Below are 21247 nucleotides of genomic sequence, written 5' to 3'. Positions count from 1 at the left end.
AGAAACTGCGGCGGGCGCGTCCCGAGGACGCGCCCCAGGGCGGCTAGGCCAGCGAGGCGACGTACGCGTCGCGGTCCAGCAGGCTGTCGATCTCGCTCGGATCCGACAGCTTCACCTTGACGAGCCAACCACCATCGTACGACGACTCGTTGATGGCCTCGGGGGTGCCCTCGAGCTCCCCGTTGACCTCGACGACCTCGCCCGAGAGCGGGGCGATCACGTCCGAGACGGCCTTGACCGACTCGATCTCGGCGTACGACTCGTCCTTCGTCACGGTCGCGCCGACCGCCGGGGGATCGACGAAGACGACCTCACCGAGCGCGTCTTGGGCGAACCACGTGATGCCGAAGACGGCGTGCGTGCCGTCTGCGTCGATCCGCGCCCAGTCGTGCTCGCTGTGGTACTTCAGGTCCTCGGGGTAGGAAGCCTCGGCCATGGTTTCTCCTGGTCCGTCGTCGGTCGGGGTGGTGCTGGGGTTCCGGGCGCGGCTACTGCTGCGGCCGGGAGTACAAGGGCTTGGTGGCGACCTCGGCGGGGCGGACCCGCCCGCGGACGTCGACCTCGATCGGGGTTCCCGGCGTGGCCTGCTCGAACGGCACGTAGGCCAGGCCGATCCCGATCTCGAGCGAGGGCGAGAAGGTACCGCTCGTGACGACGCCCCCGCCGACGATCTCGTTGCCGGGACGCGGGATCCCGCGCTCGGTGAAGCGGAACGGTACGAGCTTGAGCCCGTCCGGGTGGTGCGGGTTCTTCGGGTCGAGCTCGCGAACCGCGCGGATCGCCTCGGCCCCGATGAAGCCGGTGTCCTCCTTGCAGCACCAGCCGAGGCCGGCGCCGATCGGGTCGCGATCCTCGGAGAGGTCGTTGCCGTAGAGGTGGAAGCAGGCCTCGAGCCGCAGCGTGTCGCGCGCCCCGAGTCCGGCGGGCAGCGCGCCGGCCGAGAGCAGCGAGTCCCAGATCGCCGGAGCGACGGCCGGCGGCAGCAGCAGCTCGACGCCGTCCTCGCCGGTGTAGCCGGTCCCGGCGACCAGCAGCTCGACGTCCTCGCCGCCGACGTCGAGCGTGATCGTCGCCGTGCGGAACGCCGCCGGCAGCTCGTGCCGCAGGACCCGCTCGGCGACCGTACGGGCCTGAGGGCCCTGGACGGCGAGCATCGCGTACTCGTCGAAGGCGTCGACCACGGTCACGTCGAAGCCCACGGCCTGCTCGCGGAACCAGGCCAGGTCCTTCTCGTGGTTGGCCGCGTTGGTGACCGTCAGGTACGACTGCTCGCCGAGCCGGTAGGTGAAGAGATCGTCGAGCACGCCACCGTCCTCGCGGCAGAGCAGCGCGTACTGCGATCCACCGACCGCCAGTTTGGTCACGTCGTTCGACAGGATCCGCTGGAGGAACTCCTGCGCCTGCGGGCCGACCGTCCGGATCTCGCCCATGTGCGAGACGTCGAAGACGCCGCAGGCGGAGCGGACCGCGAGGTGCTCCTCCTTGACGCCGACGTATTGGACGGGCATCTCCCAGCCAGCGAAGGGCACCAGCCGCGCTCCGGCGGCCACGTGCCTCTCGTAGAGAGCGGTTCGCCGCAGAGCACTCGCCGTCGTCACGGGGCCAGCCTAGCAACGGCCTCCCGCTCAACCGTCCCCGCTCAGCCCCAGCTCCTCGATCGCCTGCTCGCGCATCCGGAACTTCTGGACCTTGCCGGTGACCGTCATCGGGAAGGCCTCGACGACCCGCACGTAGCGGGGCACCTTGTAGTGGGCGATGCTGCCGCGGCAGAACGCGCGGATCCCGTCCTCGTCGACCGTCGCGCCCGCCCGCGGCACGATCCAGGCCATGATCTCCTCGCCGAAGCGCTCGTCGGGGATCCCGATCACCTGGACGTCGGCGACGTCGACGTGGGTGTAGAGGAACTCCTCGATCTCGCGCGGGTAGACGTTCTCGCCGCCGCGGATGATCATGTCCTTGCTGCGCCCGACGATCCGGAGGTACCCGTCGTCGTCGAGCGTCGCGAGGTCACCGGTGTGCATCCAGCCGTCGGCGTCGATCGCCTCGGCCGTCTTCTCCGGGTCGTCGAGCGGCCAGTATCCGCGCATCACGCTGTAGCCGCGGGTGCAGTACTCGCCGGTCTCGCCCCGTGGGACCGTCTCCCCCGTGCCGGGGTCGATGATCTGGACCTCGAGGTGCGGATGGACCCGGCCGACCGTCGTCGTCCGCTGCTCGAGCGGGTCGTCGGGCGCCGTCTGGGCCGAGACCGGCGAGGTCTCCGTCATCCCGTAACAGATGGTCACCTCGCCCATGTGCATCTCGTCGATCACCCGTCGCATCACCTGCGCCGGGCAGGGCGAGCCGGCCATGATCCCGGTCCGCAGCGACGAGAGGTCGTGGTCCCCGAACGACGGGTCGGCGAGCATCGCGATGAACATCGTCGGGACCCCGTAGAGCGAGGTGCAGCGCTCGGCCGCGACCGCGCGCAGGGTCGCCGCCGGCTCGAACGCCTGGCCCGGGATCACGATGCAGGCCCCGTGGGCGAGCGCGGCGAGGTTGCCCATCACCATGCCGAAGCAGTGGTAGAAAGGCACCGGCACGCAGATCCGGTCGTGCTCGTCGTAGCGGCAGCCGTGCCCGACCAGCATCCCGTTGTTGAGGATGTTGCGGTGGCTGAGCGTCGCGCCCTTCGGGAAGCCGGTCGTCCCGCTGGTGTACTGGATGTTGATCGGGTCGTCGGGGGCCAGGCCCAGCTCGACCTCGGGGACCGTTGCGGCGTCGACGTCGCGCCCACCGTCGAGCAGCTCCACCCACGAGCTGTCGTCGAGCCAGACGATCCGCTCCAGCCGGGGCAGCTCGTCGCGGACCTCGGCGACGATCGCGCGGTAGTCCGAGCTCTTGAACGCCGGTGCCGCGATCAGCATCCGGCAGCCGGACTGCTGGAGCGCGTAGCGCAGCTCGGAGGCGCGGTAGGCCGGGTTGATCGTGACCAGGATCGCCCCGATCCGCGCGGTCGCGTACTGGACGAGCGTCCACTCGCTGCGGTTCGGCGACCAGATCCCGACCCGGTCTCCCGGCTCGATCCCGGCGGCGAGCAGACCGCGCGCGACCTCGTCGACCCGCTCCAGCAGCTGGGCGTAGGTCAACCGCACCCCCTGCTCGCACGCGACCAGTGCTTCGCGGTCGCCGAGCGTGGCGGCGGTCCGGGCCAGCGCCCGGCCGATGGTCTCTTCGAGCAACGGCGGCTCGTGGCCTCCGCGTACATGGGACAGCTCCATGGTCCTCTCCTCCTTGGAGACGACCCTAGCCCGCGCCCTCCGCCCCAACCAGCGAATCACGACTTTGGTCGTGACTCTGGCGGGGCCTTCCCGATCCGGTTGGTGGCCGAGCCGACGCTGTCCAGCTCGATGACCTGCCGCACCTCGCCGTCGGCGAGGTCGACCCAGCGCACGAACGGCTCCCGCCGGTCACGCGGCTGCCGAGCCGAACCGCCCGCGGTTGCGTTTGAGGTGGTCGTAGGCCGAGCAGGTCGGTGCGCGCGATGCGAGAGCTGGGCGCCAGCCCTGCCGAGCGTCGTGCGTGCCGAGATGCGACGGCATACGGCCGCCTCAGACCACCGCTAGCGGAGGAAGGCCGGGATATCGATGTCGTCGTCGCCGATCTCCAGCGAGGAGCGCTGACGCTCGACGCGCGGGACGCGGTCGCGGTCGCTCTCGACCGAACGCCGGGGACGCTCGCTCGGGCGGCTCGGGCGCGACGTCGACGACGCGCTGGCGCGGCTGCCGCGGGTCTTGTCGAAGCCGGTCGCGATCACGGTGACCCGGATCTCGTCGCCCATGTCCTCGTCGATCACGGCGCCGAAGATGATGTTGGCGCTGCCGTCGGCGGCCTGCTGGACGATCTCGGCGGCCTCATTGACCTCGAACAGGCCGAGCTCACGGCCGCCGGTGATGTTGAGCAGGATGCCGGTCGCGCCCTCGACGTTGTCCTCGAGCAGCGGGCTCGCGATCGCGGCCTTGGCCGCCTCGCCGGCGCGGGTCTCGCCGGCCGACTGGCCGATGCCCATCAGCGCCGTGCCGGCGTCGTGCATGATCGTCCGGACGTCCGCGAAGTCGAGGTTGATCAGGCCCGGGATCGTGATCAGGTCCGTGATGCCCTGGACGCCCTGGCGGAGGATGTTGTCCGCCGAGCGGAAGGCGTCGAGGATCGACGTCCGCTTCTCGACCAGGCCGAGCAGGCGGTCGTTCGGGATCACGACCAGCGTGTCGACGACCTCGCGCAGACGGTTGATGCCGTCCTCCGCCTGACGCATCCGCTGGCTGCCCTCGAACGAGAACGGCCGCGTGACGACGCCGACGGTCAGCGCACCGATCTCGCCCTTGGCGATCTCGGCGATGACCGGAGCCGCACCGGTGCCGGTGCCGCCACCCTCGCCCGCCGTCACGAAGACCATGTCGGCGCCCTTGAGCGCGTCACGGATCTCGTCGCGTGACTCGGAGGCCGCCGCGTGACCGACCTCGGGGTTGGAGCCCGCGCCGAGTCCCCGGGTCACTTCGGACCCGATCGTGATCTTGATGTCGGCGTCGCACATCTGCAGCGCCTGAGCGTCGGTGTTGCAGGCGATGAACTCGACGCCGCGAAGGCCCGCGTCGATCATGCGGTTGACGGCGTTGGTGCCGCCGCCGCCGACGCCGACGACCTTGATGACGGCGAGGTAGCTGCCGGTGGCGTCCATAAGTCTGTTGTCTCCGGTCCTGGGGGTGCGCTTGAAGGTGAAGGACGAAAGGGTCGTCCCGCCCGCGTGCGCCCAGACGGCCAAGCTAGGCGTGCTTACGCCGCGTTGTCAACCGTAATCATAGGCACGCAACGGGGATTGCAGGGCTACATCTCGACGTCGACGATAGCCTCAAGTACCCGAGCCTGAGGCTCAAGTTCAGGGTTGGTTCTGGGCCTCAGCCGTCGTACCGCTGGTGTTCATGGCTGACGGGTCGGTCGCGCCGGTCGGGGCTCCCGCGGCGCCGGAACTCGTCGAATCCGTGACGCCCGATCGTGCCGTCGACGGTGTATCTGCCGCCCCGCTCGTCGTCGCGGCGCCGTTGGCGGCCACATCGGGGGCCGGGCTCGTGGTGCCGCCCGCGGCCGCCGGAGCCTGGACCCCAGCGTCGGTTCCCGGCCCCGCGGCGGCCCCGTCGACCGAGGTGGCGGCGCCGGTCTGGCCGGTCCCGGTGGCCGGGCTCGTCGTCGCGCCGGGGGTTGCCGCCGCGCCGGCCGCGGGCGTCCCGGCACCGCCGGTCGCCGCCCCCGTGCCCGTCGCCGTCCGGGGCGTGGCGACCGCTGCGTCGTGCTTCGGGAGGGTCGGCGGGGCGCCGCTGCCGGCGACCGGCTGCTCCGGGATCCGGAGGTCGATCCAGGTCGCCCCGACCGTCTTCGGATCGGAGAGGACGGCGATCGCCGCCGCCCACTTCGCGTTCACCCGGTTGGTGTCCCGGAAGAGCAGCGCGGGGCCGTCGGCGAGGCGCACGATCGTCGTCTGGTCGATCCGGGCGACCTTCGCCAGGATCGCGGCCGGGGCCGCGCCGAGGATCTCGACCGCGGCGCGTTGACCGGCGACCAGCCGCCCGTCGTTCGCGCGGCCGTTGCGGATCACCGGCAACGTCCCCGCCGGCCAGTCGGCGAGCAAGGTGCCGTCGGCCGCGACCGCGACCCGGCGTCCGCCACTCTCGATCGCGCCGACGGCGAGCCGCTGCTGGACCTCGATCTGGACGCCGTGCGGGAAGCGGGTGTGGCCCTTGATCCCCGTGATGCTCTGGTTGTGGGCGACGGCCTTGCGGATCGCGTCGTCGTCGAAGCCGAGCGTGCTCTGGCCCTGCGCCGCCCGCTCGATCGCGGCTCGGATCTTCGTCGCCTCCGGTCCGCGGACGCCGACGACGGTCACCTCCTGGACCGCCGAGAGCCCGCTCATCCGGACGCCGAGGTAGACGGCCACCAGCAGGGCGATCAGGACGAGGCCGACGAGCACGCCGAGCCGGCGACGGCCGCCCGAGCTGCGGGTCACGCCTGCCCCCGACGTCGTGCCGGCGGGTCGGCCACGCCACGAGACGCGCCGGCGCGGCAGCGAGGCGCCGGCTCCCTGCAGGCGCGCGGTGAAGGACGAAAGCGGCATCAAGCCCCCGTTCGCCGCGAAGCCCCCCGTCCCTCCCGCCGCGGCGGCGGATCCGCGTCGGGATCCGGATCGGGATCCGGACGAGGAGGCGCCGCGAGCGGGTGGCTCCCCTCCGACCGCGCCGCGACGGAGTCTCCCCGCCGACCCCGGCGGGCCTCAGCCGGCGACGAGGCCGTGCGACACGGCGTCGACGTCTCCGGCGCCCATGCAGAGGCAGAGGTCGCCGGACCGGAGGATCCCCGGCAGCCGCTGGAGCGCGTCGGCGACCGTCGGCAGCCAGACCACCGTGCGTCCGCCCGCGGCGTCGGCCGCCAGCCGGGCGATCGTGCGCCCGTCGATCCCCGGGAAGTCCTCGGTGCGCTCGCGGGCCGGATAGACGTCGAGCACGCAGATCACGTCGGCCAGCGCCAGCGCCTCGCCGAATGCGGCGGCGAGCATCTGGGTCCGCGAGTACAGGTGCGGCTGGAAGACCGCGACCACGCGCCGGGGCTCGAGCGTCCGGGCGGCCTCGATCGTCCGCGCGACCTCGGTCGGGTGGTGGGCGTAGTCGTCGACGACGACCGCGCCGTTGGGGCCGGTCCCGACCTGCTCGAAGCGTCGCCCGGTCCCCGGGAAGCTCAGCATCGCGGCCACCGCCCGGTCGGGGTCGGCACCGGCGAGGGTCGCCGCCGTCAGCGCCGCGGAGGCGTTCCAGGCGTTGTGGATCCCGGGCTGGCGTAGGGCCACCGTCCGACCCTGCCAGCCGAAGCGCATCGCGCCGTCGTAGGCGGTGATCTCGCGGACGTCGTAGCGGTGGGTCCGGCCGGCCTCGCCGGCCGTCGGCAGCAGCCGATCCAGCTCGGGCTGGTCCCAGACGACCCGCTCGGCGGCGTCGGCGAGGAACGTCCGGAACGCGGCGTCGAGGTCGGCCCGCGAGCCGTAGGTGCCGTGGTGGTCGAGCTCGACGCTGGTGACGACGGCGACGTCGGGGTGCGTCTCGAGGAAGCTGCGGTCGGACTCGTCGGCCTCGACCACGAGCCACGGCGACGTGCCGCAGTGGACGTTGCGGCCGGTCGCGTGGAGGATCCCGCCGACCAGGTACGAGGGGTCCTCCCCCGCACCCTGCAGCGCGTGCACGGTCATCGCCGAGGTCGTGGTCTTGCCGTGGGCGCCGGCGACGGCGATCACCCGGTGCTGGGCACAGACCTCGCCGAGCAGCTGGTGCCGCGAGCGGTCCGGGAGACCGCGGCGACGGGCCTCGACCCGCTCCGGGTTGTCCTCGGGGATCGCGGTCGAGTGGATGACCTCGACCTCGCCGTCGGGCAGGTTGGCGGCGTCGTGCCCGATCGTCACGGCGATCCCCGCCTCCCGGACCCCGGCGAGGTAGCGGCTCTCGTTGCGGTCCGATCCGGTCACCTCGGCGCCGAGCCCACGCGCGAGCACGGCCAGCGCGCTCATGCCGGCACCGGCGATCCCGAGGATGTGGAGCCGGCGGCCGTTCCAGGGCAGGGAGCTCATCGGCGGTGAGGCTAGTCGACGGCGCAGGCGGCGGGCCTCGACGGTCGCCTTGGTGGGTGCTGGGTCGACGGGCCAGCGTCGGTCGCAGGGCGGGCGCTGGGTCGACGGGCGGGCCGATGCGGATTGGCGTTGCCGGTGAACGGTATTCCGCATCAGCCGGCGGGTGCCCCAGGGCCGATGCGGATTTAGGGCCTATACGACCGTCAATCCGCATCAGCCGGCGGGTGCCCCAGGGCCGATGCGGATCTAGGGCCTATACGACCGTCAATCCGCATCAGTCCCCCCACTGACGCCCGCCGCGGCCTCAGTCCCCCAACGCCGCCGCGACGACCTCGTCGGCGATCGCCCGCGCCGCGTTCGGCCGGGCCAGGGCCGCCGAGGCGGCGGACATCGCCGCCAGCCGCTCGCGGTCGCCGAGCAGCTCGGTGACCGTGGCGCGCAACCCGTCGGCGCTCAGCTCGCCGTCGGCGATCACGATCGCGGCCCCCGCCTCGGCCATCCAGCGCGCGTTGGCCGCCTGGTGGTCGGCAGCAGCATGCGGGTACGGGACCAGGATCGCCGGCCGCCCGTGGGCGGTCACCTCGGCGATCGAACCACCCGAACGCGCGACGACCAGGTCGGCGGCCGCGAGCGCCACGCTCAGCGGCGAGAGGTAGTCGAACAGCTGGTAGGCGCCCGCGGTCGTGGGTCCGGCCGCTGTCCCGCCGAGATCCGACGACGCACCCGGGCCCGCACCCGCACCCGGGGCCCGGCCCGCATCTCGATCGGGCCCTGACGCGCCGGCGGCATCCGCCGCTCCCGCCGCCACCCGCTCGCGCAGCGCGTCGTAGTCCCGCCGACCGGCCGCATGCAGGACCGCGACCTCGGCCTCGCCCTTGCCGTCGAGCGCGGGCGCCCGCAGTCCGGCAAGCCCCACGATCGCGGCCTCGTTGACCGATCGGGCCCCGAGCGACCCACCGAAGACGAGCACCGTCGGCGTCCGCTCGTCGAGCCCGAAGTGGGCCCGGGCCGCGGCCCGGTCGGTCCACGGCTCCGGCACCGGCCGGCCCGTCACCAGGAAGCTCGGCTCGTCGCGTCCTGCGATCGGGAACCCGAGGCAGACGCGCCGCGCACGGCGACCAAGCGCCCGGTTCGAGATCCCGAGGTGGCTGTCGGCCTCCGTCAGGACCAGCGGCAGCCGGCGCGAGACGGCGGCAGCACCGACCACGCCGGCGACGTAGCCACCGCCGCCCATCACGGCGTCCGGGCGCAGCTCGCGGAGGATCCGGCGCGCCGCCCCGACCGCGCCGACGGCACGGACGCCGGCGCGCGCCGCCTTCAGCGGATTCGAGCGGCTGAGGCCCTCGACCCGGATCTGGCGCAGCTCGTAGCCGGCCTCCGGGACCAGTCGGGCCTCCTCGCGGTCGCCGCCGACGAAGACGACCCGGTGGCCGTCCTCACGAAGCGCGTCGGCGACGGCCAACGCCGGCACCACGTGCCCCGCGGTCCCCCCGGCTGCGATCACGATCGTCTGCTGCTGCGTCACCGTTGAAGCGTGACGCATCGGCCAGTCGTTCGGCCTCCGCACGCGCGGTGCTGAAGGCCGGGCGGACCACCCGCGGCCCGGGGACCCGGCTCGGACGGCGGGCCGGACGCTCGGCCGGTTCCCGTCGCGGCGTCCGCTGGCGGGTCCGCGGCGGCGGGTCCTCGAGCGGGACCGGCTCCAGGTACGGCGTCCCGCGGGCGATGTTGAGCAGGATCCCGACCGCCGCCAGCAGCACCATCAGGTTGGTGCCGCCGTAGGAGATGAACGGCAGCGGGACGCCGGTCAGCGGGAAGATCCCGAGGACGACCCAGACGTTCAGCAGCGCCTGGCAGGTGATCACGCCGGTCACCCCGACCGCCAGCAGCTTCTGGTACTGGCCGCGGGTCTTGTCGGCGATCTGGAGGCCGGTGTAGACGATCCCGGTGTAGAGGATCAGCAGCATCAGGATCCCGATCGCCCCGAGCTCCTCGCCGACCACGGCGAGGATGAAGTCGGTGTGGGCCTCCGGCAGCCAGTCGGCCTTCTGGACCGAGCTGCCCAGGCCGTTGCCGAGGAGCCCTCCGGAGCCGATCGCGATCTGGCCCTGGGTCGCCTGGTAGCCGGTGCCCGAGGCGTCGGCCATCGGCGAGAGGAACGAGGTCATGCGGGCCATCCGGTACGGATGCATCCCGATCAGGATCAGCAGGCCGACGCCGGCGACCGCCCCGAGCGGCAGGAAGAACCGCAACGGCATCCCGCCGGCGACGAGCACGCAGATGCTGGCCCCGGTGATCACGATCGCGGTGCCGAGGTCGCGCTGGATCCCGGCGACGATCCCGATCAGGATCGCCAGCGCGATCAGCTCGATCTTGATGTCGGGGATCTGCCGCATCGGCGTCCGCCGGTGGGAGAGGCGCATCGCCAGGAACGCGACCATCGCGAACTTCGCCAGCTCCGACGGCTGGAAGCCGATCGCGCCCGGACCGAGCCAGCGGTAGGCACCGTTGACCTGGCGGCCGAGGCCCGGCAGGACGACCGCGAGGCAGAGCACGAGCGAGATCGCCAGGACCGGCCCGGTCGCCTTGCGGATCGCCCCCACGCCGTAGCGCGAGGCGGCCGCGAGCGCGGCGAACCCGAGCGCCCCGAACATGATGTAGCGGATCAGGTAGTTGGTGCCGTTGCTGCCGTTCTGGAGGATCTGCTCCGAGCTCGACGCGCTGTAGACCCAGATCGCCCCGAGCACGACCAGGACGAGCACGATCCCGAGCAGGCGCTCGTACTCGCGACGGAGTTCGGGGGCTCGGGCGGCACGCTTCATCAGGTGCGTGTTCGCCCCCGATTATGGGAACCCTCCCCGATCGCGCCGGTTCGTCCCGGAGACCGCCACGGCGTCCGCCGCGCCGGCGGCGAGCGTGCCGCCGGTCCGGGCCGAAGCGCAGCCGCGGGCCCGTCGGTCGGACCGGAGCGGGAGCCCGCAACGGCCCGGCGCCGCGGCTACTTCAGCGACTGCTGGAAGAGCGTGAAGCCGATCGCGGAGAACGCGATCGCGACGATCCAGAACCGCAGGATGATCTTCGTCTCCGACCACGCCTTCATCTCGAAGTGGTGGTGCAGTGGCGCCATCAGGAAGACCCGCTTGCGGAAGGTCTTGAACGAGAACACCTGCACGATCACCGAGACGGCCTCGACCACGAAGACGCCGCCGATCACGAGCAGCAGCTCCTCGGTCTTGGTCATGATCGCGATCCCGGCCACCAGGCCGCCGAGGCCCAGCGACCCGGTGTCGCCCATGAAGACCGTCGCTGGGTGCGCGTTGTACCAGAGGAATCCGACGCAGCCACCGACCGAGCAGGCGGCCAGCAGCGCCAGGTCGCTGGCCCCCGTCGCGCGGTAGGTGATCCCGATGTAGGCGGTCAGGACGATCGCCGAGACGCCGGCCGCAAGCCCGTCGAGGCCGTCGGTCAGGTTGACCGCGTTCGACATGAACGCGACCACCAGGTAGATCCAGACCGGGTAGAGCGGCCCGAGGTCGATCGTCAGGTCGAAGAGCCGCAGGCGGACGGTCGGGTCGAGGTGGGCCTTCTGGGTCGCCACCCACCAGAGCAGCAGCGAGACCGCCACCATCGCCAGCAGCTTGCCCTTGCCGCTGAGGCCGAGCGAGCGCTTGCGAACGACCTTGGTCCAGTCGTCGACGAAGCCGATCGCGGCCAGGCCGACCGCGGCCAGCCAGACGCCGACCGCCCGCCAGTCCCAGTCGGTCAGGAGCAGGAACGGGACCGAGATCGCGATGAAGATGATCAGGCCGCCCATCGTGGGCGTGCCCGCCTTCTTCTGGTGGCCGGCCGGGCCCTCCTCGCGGATGTACTGGCCGAACGACTTCTGGCGGAGCCACTCGATGAAGCGCGGCGCCAGGAAGACGCACATCAGCATCGAGGCGGTCCCGCCGATCAAGATCTGCAGCACGGCGGTCAGTTCCCCCCGGCCCGCAGCGCGTCGGCGACCCGCTCCAGCCCGACGCCCCGTGAGGCCTTCAGGAGGACGGTGTCACCGGGCTCCAGCAGCTGCGGCACGAGCGTGGCCGCCGCGGCGGCGTCCTCGACCCACTGGACGCCCCGGCCGAAGCCGGTGCCGGTGTGCCGGCTGAGCGGCCCGACGACGATCAGCAGCTCGACGCCGACGCTGCGGGCGTGGGCACCGATCTCGGCGTGGAAGCGCAGCTCGTCCGGCCCCAGCTCGAGCATGTCGCCGAGCACCGCGACGCGGCGCCCGGTCGCGGACGCCTCGAGGTCGTCGAGGGCGGCGGTCATCGACATCGGGTTGGCGTTGTAGCAGTCCACGATCACGACGACGTCGCCGGGCAGGTGCAGGCGCTGGCCACGCATCGCCGAGATCGTCGGGTTGACGGTGCCCTCGGGCTCGATCCCGATCGCGCGGGCGGCGGCGACCGCGGCGGGCAGGTTGCGGCGGACCGTCAACGGTACGTCGTCGGCGAGCCGGAGGCCGGCGGGAGCGTCCTCGACGTCGCCGCCCGGTCCGACGGTCACGACGCTGACCCCGTGGGGTCGGTGCGCGTCCAGCAGCCGCTCGGCGGCCGGGATCACCACGGTCCCGCCGGGGACGATGCCGTGCAGCAGCTCGGCCTTGGCGTCGGCGATCGCCTGCAGCGAGCCGAGCAGCTCGACGTGGACCGGAGCGACGTTGGTGATCACGCCGACGTCCGGCTCGGCGATCCGCGCCAGCTCGGCGATCTGGCCGGCGCCGCGCATCGCCATCTCGAGGATCAGGACCTCGGTCCCGGCGGGGGCGCCGAGGATCGTCAGCGGCAGCCCGATCTCGGTGTTGAAGTTGGCGTCGGTGGCGACCGTCCGGCGGTGCGGACCGACGATCGCGGCGAGCAGGTCCTTGGTCGACGTCTTGCCGACCGATCCGGTGATCCCGACGACGGTCGCGCCGAGGTGCCGGCGCCAGGCGCGGGCGAGCGCGGCGAGCGCGGCGACCGGATCGTCGTGGAGCAGGATCGTCCCGCCGCTGACCGCTGCGGCCGCCTCGGCGTGCTCGGGGCGGACCAGGACGCCCCAGGCGCCGGCCCGGAGCACGTCGGCGGCGTAGGCGCCCCCGTCGGCGCGGGCCCCGGGGATCCCCACGAAGAGCGCTCCCGGCGGGACGGCACGGCTGTCGATCGCCACCGAGGTCGGGCCGACGGCCGGCGTCGCATCGGTCGGGTCGGCCGCGTTGGCGCTCGCGTCCGCCGGCGCCGGGCTCGACGGCGCAGCGGCGGCTGGCTCGGCGCGATGGAGCGTTGCTCCGGCGGCCTCGGCGATCCAGTGGGCGTCCTGCTCACGCATGCGCGTCCTCCTGTTCGCGGCCGGCGGTGGGCCAGCCGGCGGCGGTCAGCGCCTCGCGGGCGACGACGCGGTCGTCGAACGGCACGGTCCGGTCGGCCAGCTCCTGGCCCTGCTCATGGCCCTTGCCAGCGATCAGGACGATGTCGCCGGGAACGGCCAGCGTCACCGCCCGCACGATCGCCTGGTGGCGGTCGCCGATCCGCTCGACGGTCGCCGACGCGTCTCCCATCCCGGCCAGGATCTGGTCGAGGATCGCCTCGGGATCCTCGCTGCGGGGGTTGTCGGAGGTGACGATCGCCACGTCGGCCTCACGGCCGGCGATCTCCCCCATCTGCGGGCGCTTGCCGCGGTCGCGGTCGCCCCCGCAGCCGAACACGCAGATCACGCGGCCGTTGCCGGCGCCGATGACGCCGCGAGCGGCGGTCAGGACGTTGTGCAGCGAGTCCGGGGTGTGGGCGTAGTCGACGAGCAGCGCGAACGGCTGGCCGACGTCGACCGGCTCCAGCCGCCCGGGAACCCGGCCCGCCTCGGCCAGGGCCGCAGCGGCGGTCTCGGCGGGGACCCCGAGCGCGGTCGCGACGACGTAGGCCTGAAGCGCGTTGCGGACGTTGAAGCGCCCGGCCAGCGGCGTCGAGAGCCGGCGGCCGTCGAGCACGAAGCTGCTGCCGCGGAGGCCACTCTCGACGTCGAGCGCGCGGACCTGCGCGTCCTCGGCGTCGAGCGCGACCGTGATCGCGTCGGGGTGCATCGCGGCGAGCCGGCGACCGTGGTCGTCGTCGATGTCGATCACCTTGGGGACCGCGCCGGCGGCGGAGAACAGACGGGTCTTGGCCACGAAGTAGTCCTCCATGTCGGCGTGGAAGTCGAGGTGGTCCTGGGTCAGGTTGGTGAAGATCGCCGCCGCCCAGTGGATCGCGTCGGCGCGGCCGAGCGCGAGCGCGTGGGAGGAGACCTCCATCACGCAGGCGTCGTCGCCGCCGGCCAGCATCTCGGCGAAGGTCGGCTGGAGGTCGATCGCCTCCGGCGTGGTCCGTCCGGCGTCGCGCTCGTGGCCGCCGACGATCTGGGTCACTGTCCCGAGGATGCCGGTCTGGATCCCGCCCGCCTCGAGCAGCGCGCGGACCAGGAAGGCCGTGGTCGTCTTGCCGTTGGTGCCGGTGATCCCGACGGTCCGCAGACGCGCGGTCGGGTCGCCCGCCAGCCGCGCCGCGGCCGGGGCCATCGCCGCGCGCACGTCGTCGACCAGGATCTCGGGCACGCCGCGGTCGAGCGGGTGGTCGACGACCAGCGCCGCCGCCCCGCGCTCAACCGCCTGGTCGGCGAAGTCGTGGCCGTCGCGGCTGAATCCGCGCACGCAGAAGAAGACCGTCCCCGCGTCCACGCGGCGGTCGTCGTAGGCCAGTGAGGTGACCCCGACGTCCGCGCTCTCGCGCGGTGCGTGGTCGAACAGATCTCCGAGCCTCATCGCCCGTGGAGCCTAGAGCGTGTGCTCGGTCGCCACCCCTTACGGGGGGTCGATCGCGGATCGTTCGGGAGACCCGAAGAGTCCGCGATCGACCGCGCAGTGCGGCTCCGACGCCCGCCGCCCGCCCTGCTCACCTGGTCGTCGGGACCTTCAGGTACGGCAGCACCTGCTGGGCGATCTCCCCGAACGCGGGGCCGGCCACGGTCGCGCCGAAGCCACCCCCGGCCGGCTCGTTGGCGACGACCACGATCACGACCTGCGGGTTCTTGGCCGGGGCGAAGCCGGCCACCGAGGCGACGTTGCGGAACTCGGCGTACTCCTGGAGCTTCTCGTCGAAGACGTTCGAGGTGCCCGTCTTGCCGGCCAGCGTGTAGCCCGGGACCTGGACGTTGGAGGCGGTGCCGCCGGGCTCGAAGACGCCGTTGAGCATCCCCTGCAGCTCCTTGGCCACGGCCGGCCGCAGGATCCTGGTGCCGGCCGGACGGGCGCTCGGCTTCCCGTCGACCTTCCGCACGATCGTCGGCCGGCGGCGCATTCCGCCGTTGGCGATCGTCGCGTAGAGGTTGGCGATCTGGATCGGCGTGACGAGCTGCCCCTGACCGATCGGCAGGTTGCCCATCGTCGACCCGGAGTAGTCCTTGACCGGCAGCAGCATCCCCTGCTCCTCGCCCAGCCCGATCCCGGTCTTGGAGCCGAAGCCGAACTTGCGCATCCAGCCGTCGAAGGCGTCCGGTCCGAGCTTCTTGTTGATCGCCATCCCGACCTTGATCGCGCCGACGTTCGACGACTGGGCGAGGATCTCGCCCGGGGTCATGACCTCGGTCGGGTGCTCGTGGGAATCGCTGATCGGGCGGTCGGCGACCTGCAGCGTGTACGGGACGACGAACTGGCTCGTGGGGGTGACGACGTGGTCCTGGAGCGCACCCCCGACCGGCACGGCCTTGAACGTCGAACCGGGCTCGTAGGTCAGGCTGGTGGCGAAGTTCGTCTTCGCGTAGGGCGGCGAGCCGGCCGGGTTGTTCGGGTCGACCCGCGGCCAGTTGGCCATCGAGAGGACCTCGCCGTCGGGCCGCATCACGATCGCGGTCGCGTTCTTGGGCCGGAACCTCTCGCCCATGTCCTTGAGCGCGGTCTCGGTCATCTCCTGGACCCGGCTGTCGATCGTCAGCTCGACGTTCTTGCCGGGCACCATCTGCTTCTCGACCTGGGTCCGCAGCGCGCTGCCGGATCCGGCGCTGGTCTGCCGGTCCTTGCCGTAGGTGCCGCTGAGCTGCCCGTCGAGCGCGTACTCGAGGCCGGAGAGGGCCTTGTCGTCGGTCCCGTAGGCCCCGAGCAGCTGGCCGGCGAGCGGCCCGCCGGGGTAGATCCGCCGGTTGCGCGGCTCGAAGGTCAGGCCGACCAGACGCACCTGGAGCTTCTTCGCACGGTCCTTGAGCGCCTGGATCTGGTTGTCGGGGACGCTGCGCCCGATGTACTCGAAGCCCTTGCCGCTGTTGAGCTTCGCCAGGACCTCGGCCTCCGGCATCTTGAAGGCCTCGGCGATCAGCGCCGCCATCTGCGCGGGCTCCTGCGGCGGCGTCTGCTGCCGCAGCTCAAGCACCTGCTTGGAGCTGACCGAGACGTCGGCCGCGGGCTCGCTGACCGCCAGCGGCGTGCCGTGACGGTCGGCGATCTCCCCCCGCAGCGCGAGGATGTCGCGGGTGCTGACCTGCTGGCCCCGGGCCATCCCGCTCAGCGAGTCGGCGCGAGCGAGCGCGAACCAGACGGAGCGGAGACCGGCGAGGGCGACCAGCAGCATCGCGATCGAGAAGAGCACGCGCAGGCGGCGATCTGCGTACATGCCTGCCCGTTCGCCACCGGGCCGCGGTCTCCTGCGCGGACGCCCCCGGGGCGGGTGTGGCGTCGGTCACCCGGAGGGGCGCCGAACGCGGTGGGGCGGAGGCTCAGCCGCCGGGCGTCGCGCCGCCGGTGCCCGCGGCGGCTCCCGCCGTGCCGCTGGTACCGGTGGTCCCGGTGCCCGTCGCGCTGCCGCTGCCGGTGCCGGTCGTGCCGCTTCCGCTGGCGGTGGTGTCGGCGCCGGTCCCGGTCGTGCCCGTACCGGTCCCCGTCGTGCCGGTGGTCGGGGCCGCGGTGCCCGTTCCGGTGGTGGCGCCGCCCGCGACGGCCCCACCTTGGTTCGCCGTCGGCGCTCCGGCGGTGGCCCCGCTCGGCGCCTGGCCGGTCGCGGCACCGCTCGGGGGCGACGTCGCTTGGCCGGTCGGTGCCGGCGTCGTCCCCGGCGTGGCCGTCCCGGACGGCGGCGTCGTGCCGTCGGCCATGGTGCCGTCGTCGGCGGCCGGCGCGTTGCCGTTCTGGGCGGACGCGTTCGGGGCCGGTAGCCAGCTCGCGACGGGTGCGCCGATCAGGCTGGCCGCACGCGCCGCGTCGATGCTGCGCGCGTCGAGGTAGCCGATCCCCTCGGGGTCGGGCACGACCATGCCGCTCTCGCGACCGATCCGGCTGACCCGCTCGGGCGAGCCGAGCTCGGCGACGTCCTTGCGGAGGGTCGCGTTGCCGCGCTCCAGCGCACCGATCTGGACCTCGCGGTTGGCGATCGTCTGGTTCGTCTTCAGGGTCGCGGCGTGCAGCGCGATCACGCCGCAGCCGAGCAGCAGCACCAGCATCAGCCACGGACGGCCGCCGGTCAGCCGCCCGAGCAGGACCAGCGCCAGCCGCACCGGCACCAGCGCCAGGCGGATCGGCAGCAGGGCGATCCGGATGCCGAGCGGCGTGGTCGCGGGGCCTCCCGGGCGCGGCTTGCGCGGCGCCGGTCCCGGACGCTTCTTCGGGGCCGGGCGGGCGGGCGCAGCACGACCCGGGCCGCGCGACGGCCGGGGAGCCGGGGCCGGCTCCGGGGCCGAGACGAGTCCTCGCGGACCGGGGCGATCCCGGGCCCGCTGACGGGAGTGCGGGGCGGGGGCCGCGCTCATGCGGGCTGCTCGATCCGACGGGCACCACGCAGCCGGGCCGAGCGCGAGCGCGGGTTCTGCTCCTGCTCCTGCTCGGTCGCCACGATCGAGCGCTTGCTCAGCAGCTCGGCCTTCGGGGTGTTGCCGCAGACGCAGACCGGAAGATCGGGCGGGCAGATGCAACCGCGCAGCAGGTCCGCGAAGAAGCGCTTGACGCGACGGTCCTCGAGCGAGTGGAAGCTGATCGCGACCAGCCGTCCCCCGACGCCGAGCAGGCTCCAAGCCGCGGGCAGCGCGCGGTCGATCTGCCCCAGCTCGTCATTGACGGCGATCCGCAGCGCCTGGAAGGTCCGCTTCGCGGGGTGACCGCCGACGAACCGCGCCGGGGTCGGGATCGCGTTGGTGATCAGCTCGACCAGCTGCCCGGTGGTGGCGATCGGCTGACGCGCACGCTCGCGCACGATCGCGCGCACGATCTTGGGGGCGTAACGCTCCTCGCCGTACTCGCGCAGGATCCGCACCAGATCGCGCTCATCCCAGGTGGCGACGATCTCGGCCGCGCTCGCGAGCGGCGTGTCGTCGGCACCGACGCCCATCCGCATGTCGAGCGGGGCGTTCTGGGTGTAGGCGAACCCACGGTCCGCCTGGTCGATCTGCATCGAGGACATGCCGAGATCGAAATACGCCCCGTCGGCCGTGAACCCTTCCTCGGCCAGCCCCTCGAGCGCGTCGGCGAACGGTGCCGCGACGATCCGGACCTTGCACGGCGCGTCGGCCGCGAAGCGGGCGGCGATCTCGAGCGCGACCGGGTCACGGTCGACGACGACCAGCTCGCCCTCGGCTCCGAGCCGAGCGGCGACCAGGGCCGCGTGTCCGCCGGCCCCGAAGGTGCCGTCGACGATCCGCTGGCCCGGCTGCGGGTCGAGCAGGTCGAGCAGCTCGGTCGCGAGCACCGGCAGGTGGGGCGCGGTGGGGGTCTCGTCGTGCGGGTCGACGACGGCGTCGTCGCGGGATTCGGCGGAGTCTTCCATCGGTCAGGAGCCGTCGGTCGCGGGCGGCGGGAACGCCTGCCCGCCGATCGCGTTGGCGATGTCGAGCATCGCATCCTGGAGCTGCGGCTGGTATGCCGCCCAGCCGTCGCGGTCCCACAGCTCGAAGCGGCGGCCGCTGCCGACGAGCAGGACGTCCTTGCCGGTGATCTTCGCGTGCTCGAGCAGCAGCGGCGAGATCGTCACGCGTCCCTGCCCGTCGAGCTCGGCCGGCGTCGCGGCGGAGTTGAGGAAGCGCTCGATCTGGCGGGTGCTCGGATCGAGCGGATGACGACCGGCGAGCGACTGCTGCACGAACGAGCGGTAGTCGGCGACCGGCTCGACGCCGACGGCGGGCACGTCATGCGAGCGGACGAGGACCAGGCCAGCCTTGAAGGGATCGCGGAACCGCGCCGGAATCGTAAGGCGGTTCTTGGCGTCGAGGGTGAGCTCGAACTGGGACTGGAGCTGGAGGTCCGACACGAGCGACACCGGCGGATTGACCGGTGCGAGCCGGGCCGGAGGGCGGTGGGAGGAACCGCCCCCGGCCCGACTCGCTGCGAGGAAGATACCCCACTGCGACCCACCTTGCACCACGAATCTGGGGCTCCGCCCCACTCGAGCGTACCTCCGCTTCCGGCGGAACATACGTTCGCTGTCCATAACCGCAATGGCGGAGCAGGATTACGGCAACCTGAGGTCCAGATCGCCGCTTCCTGCAGGAACCGTTGCAGAGAAAATTAGAACGCATGTTCGGTCGCAAGTTCGCTCAAATCAGGAACATTGGGGTCCAAAAGACCCGCTCCCTGCGGAGGCGGAGGCCCCCGGTGGGGCATCGTGGGGCACCTGGTGGGGCACGGTGGAGGCTCAAGTACGGCCGCGAGCCCGTACGATCGGCCCAGCTCGATCGCCGATCGGCCAACTCGATGGCCGCTCCGGCCGAAAGGACCCATGACCGGACCCATGACCGCGATCTCTCGTCTTCCCCATGTGCGCCGCGCCGTGCCCGTCGCCGCGCTCCTCGCCGGAGCGCTAGCCCTGGGCGGCTGCGGCGGCGACGACGCCCCCAAGAAGGACGCTGCTGCGACGGGAGCGCCGCTCCAGCTCGCCCTCGCCGACGACGTCCCCGCGCGCGCAGCTGCGTTCGCCGAGGCGACGATCCGCCCGACCGGCGACGGCAAGGCCGCAATCGAGCAGCTCACCGGCCTGTTCGGCGTCGCCGATCCCGAGAAGGCGATCATCGACGGCCTCGACCTCGACGACGAGCTCGGCGGCGGCAAGAGCTTCGAGAAGGACGTCCTCCCCTACCTCGGCGACCACATCGGCACCTTCGCGCTGCCGGTGACCGCCGGGAAGAGCGGCGACCAGGCCGGCAAGACGGCCGGCGACCCGGAAGCGGCCCTCGTCACCGAGGTGCGCGACGCCTCGGCGCTGCGCAAGGCCCTCGATGCCGCGCTGAGCAAGGGTGCGTCCAAGCAGACCGTCGACGGCCAGCAGGTCTACCGCGACAAGGGCGACGACACGCTGGCCTGGATCGGCGACAAGACCTTCGCGGTCGGGACCGCAGCCGCGGTCAAGGCGACCATCGCCGCCGCCAAGGGCGACTCGTTGGCCGACAACCCGCGCTTCAAGGCCGCGATCGGCCAGGTCCACTCGACCGATCCGCTCGCCGCCGCGTGGCTCGACCTCCAGCAGGCGGAGGGCCTCGAAGCCGCCCTGTCCTCGCTGAACGAGAGCGCGGACGGGGTCGCCCAGAACCAGGGGCTCTCCTCGTCGGACCGCGAGCAGCTCGATCGCCTGCGTGAGCAGAGCGAGAAGCTGCAGGACTCGCTGCCCGGCGGGAACATCCCGAACGTCGACATGACGATGGCGCTGGCCCTCGAGGCCAAGCCCGGACAGGTGCGCTTGAAGATCGGCGGCACCCGGCCGAAGACCGCCGACGGCAAGACCTCGACGTCCGGCAAGGACAGCGCGGACACGCTCGCCGCGCTGCCGTCCAACTCCTGGATCGCGCTCGGCCTCGGCGTCGCGGACCAGTCGTTCCTGGCCGGTGCCGACGGTGCCAGCCCCCAGGACGCGCTGAAGCAGTTCGAGGACGCCCTCGGGGAGAAGCTGCCGAAGGACCTGGCCACGACGCTGGAGAAGGTCCGGACCGTCGCGCTCTCCGTCCACGGTGACTCGCTGACGTCGGCCGGTGGCGCGATCGTCCTCGACATGCAGGACGCCGCGGCAGCCGGGCAGCTGCTCGACGACCTGGGCAGCCTCGCCAAGGACCAGGGCGGCATGGACGTGGCGCCGCGGAAGATCTCCGGCACCGACCGTGCCATCACCATCAGTGGGGGCCCGCTGCCGCTCGAGATCGCGGCCGGGATCAAGGGCGCACGGGTGGCGATCGGGCCCGGCACCACCTCGGTGACCGGTGCCTTCGACCCGACGGCGAAGCTCTCCACCGATCCGATCTACGCGTCGGCGAAGGCCGCGCTCGATGGTGACGCGCCGATCCTGTTGATCGACCCGCAGCCGCTGTCGCTGCTGCTGCAGAGCCTTCCCGTCGACGAGGATCCGACCCTCACCCAGATCATCGACGTGGTCAAGCGGATCAAGCTGATCACGGCCTCCAGCGTCGACACCGGCCCGACCACCTGGCGCAGCACGGTCGCCGTCGACTTCGACGGTCGGCCGATCAACGACACCAAGCCGGGCCGCTAGACCCGGTCGCCGCGCGCGCCACGGGGATCCGTGGCGCGCGCCGAGCAGTCGCGCCGGAACCGATCCAGGCGCCGGCACCGCCGCCCTTCCGGGGCCGTCGTCGCGCGGA

General features: G+C 72.6%; 16 protein-coding genes. 1 reads left to right on the top strand and 15 read right to left on the bottom strand.

The genetic code is table 11. The features are described from left to right. Window positions 1–43 precede the first annotated feature (43 nt). The 15 genes from gcvH to ACVUH9_RS03680 all read right to left on the bottom strand — a co-directional run bounded on the left by gcvH (window position 44) and on the right by ACVUH9_RS03680 (window position 18921). A complete protein-coding gene (gene gcvH, locus ACVUH9_RS03750; RefSeq protein WP_475754080.1) occupies window positions 44–436 on the bottom strand; it encodes a glycine cleavage system protein GcvH in 393 nt (130 codons plus the stop codon). Between the two features lie 52 nt (window positions 437–488). Then, window positions 489–1529, bottom strand: coding sequence for a glycine cleavage system aminomethyltransferase GcvT (gcvT, locus tag ACVUH9_RS03745; protein ID WP_475755070.1), 1041 nt, complete (start codon window positions 1527–1529; stop codon window positions 489–491). 96 nt (window positions 1530–1625) lie between these two features. Further along, on the bottom strand, window positions 1626–3257 hold the full coding sequence (locus ACVUH9_RS03740; protein ID WP_475754078.1) for an AMP-binding protein: 1632 nt from the start codon (window positions 3255–3257) through the stop codon (window positions 1626–1628). 341 nt (window positions 3258–3598) lie between these two features. Continuing rightward, window positions 3599–4714: a cell division protein FtsZ gene (gene ftsZ / locus ACVUH9_RS03735; RefSeq protein ID WP_475754076.1), complete on the bottom strand. Its 1116-nt coding sequence runs from the start codon at window positions 4712–4714 to the stop codon at window positions 3599–3601. A 198-nt stretch (window positions 4715–4912) separates the two neighbouring features. Then, on the bottom strand, window positions 4913–6142 hold the full coding sequence (locus ACVUH9_RS03730; protein ID WP_475754074.1) for a cell division protein FtsQ/DivIB: 1230 nt from the start codon (window positions 6140–6142) through the stop codon (window positions 4913–4915). A 156-nt stretch (window positions 6143–6298) separates the two neighbouring features. Then, entirely contained in the window at window positions 6299–7639 is a 1341-nt protein-coding gene (gene murC / locus ACVUH9_RS03725) for a UDP-N-acetylmuramate--L-alanine ligase (protein WP_475754072.1), read from the bottom strand. A gap of 304 nt (window positions 7640–7943) precedes the next feature. Further along, complete coding sequence (locus ACVUH9_RS03720; RefSeq protein WP_475754070.1) at window positions 7944–9164, bottom strand: UDP-N-acetylglucosamine--N-acetylmuramyl-(pentapeptide) pyrophosphoryl-undecaprenol N-acetylglucosamine transferase; 1221 nt, start codon at window positions 9162–9164, stop codon at window positions 7944–7946. Further along, window positions 9076–10461 (bottom strand): putative lipid II flippase FtsW, encoded by a 1386-nt coding sequence (gene ftsW / locus ACVUH9_RS03715; protein ID WP_475754068.1) that lies wholly within the window; start codon window positions 10459–10461, stop codon window positions 9076–9078. The genes ACVUH9_RS03720 and ftsW overlap by 89 nt, the downstream gene beginning before the upstream one ends. Window positions 10462–10637: 176 nt before the next feature. Further along, a complete protein-coding gene (gene mraY / locus ACVUH9_RS03710) occupies window positions 10638–11606 on the bottom strand; it encodes a phospho-N-acetylmuramoyl-pentapeptide-transferase (protein ID WP_475754067.1) in 969 nt (322 codons plus the stop codon). Window positions 11607–11611: 5 nt separating this feature from the next. Continuing rightward, on the bottom strand, window positions 11612–12988 hold the full coding sequence (locus ACVUH9_RS03705; protein WP_475754065.1) for a UDP-N-acetylmuramoyl-tripeptide--D-alanyl-D-alanine ligase: 1377 nt from the start codon (window positions 12986–12988) through the stop codon (window positions 11612–11614). After that, on the bottom strand, window positions 12981–14453 hold the full coding sequence (locus tag ACVUH9_RS03700) for a UDP-N-acetylmuramoyl-L-alanyl-D-glutamate--2,6-diaminopimelate ligase (protein WP_475754063.1): 1473 nt from the start codon (window positions 14451–14453) through the stop codon (window positions 12981–12983). The genes ACVUH9_RS03705 and ACVUH9_RS03700 overlap by 8 nt, the downstream gene beginning before the upstream one ends. Before the next feature lie 130 nt (window positions 14454–14583). Then, window positions 14584–16293 (bottom strand): peptidoglycan D,D-transpeptidase FtsI family protein, encoded by a 1710-nt coding sequence (locus ACVUH9_RS03695; RefSeq protein ID WP_475754061.1) that lies wholly within the window; start codon window positions 16291–16293, stop codon window positions 14584–14586. Between the two features lie 103 nt (window positions 16294–16396). Then, window positions 16397–17422 (bottom strand): hypothetical protein, encoded by a 1026-nt coding sequence (locus ACVUH9_RS03690; RefSeq protein ID WP_475754059.1) that lies wholly within the window; start codon window positions 17420–17422, stop codon window positions 16397–16399. Next, window positions 17419–18432: a 16S rRNA (cytosine(1402)-N(4))-methyltransferase RsmH gene (gene rsmH / locus ACVUH9_RS03685; protein ID WP_475754057.1), complete on the bottom strand. Its 1014-nt coding sequence runs from the start codon at window positions 18430–18432 to the stop codon at window positions 17419–17421. Before rsmH ends, ACVUH9_RS03690 begins: the two co-directional genes overlap by 4 nt. A 3-nt stretch (window positions 18433–18435) precedes the next feature. Then, window positions 18436–18921 (bottom strand): division/cell wall cluster transcriptional repressor MraZ, encoded by a 486-nt coding sequence (locus ACVUH9_RS03680; RefSeq protein ID WP_475754055.1) that lies wholly within the window; start codon window positions 18919–18921, stop codon window positions 18436–18438. A gap of 471 nt (window positions 18922–19392) precedes the next feature. Here ACVUH9_RS03680 and ACVUH9_RS03675 point away from each other — a divergent pair, with 471 nt between their 5' ends. Next, window positions 19393–21138 (top strand): DUF3352 domain-containing protein, encoded by a 1746-nt coding sequence (locus tag ACVUH9_RS03675; protein WP_475754053.1) that lies wholly within the window; start codon window positions 19393–19395, stop codon window positions 21136–21138. Window positions 21139–21247: the final 109 nt, after the last annotated feature.

The sequence above is a fragment of the Patulibacter ginsengiterrae genome (assembly GCF_056269115.1).
The sequence above is the reverse complement of the archived record's forward strand: the minus strand, read 5'-3'. Positions and strand labels throughout refer to the sequence as shown.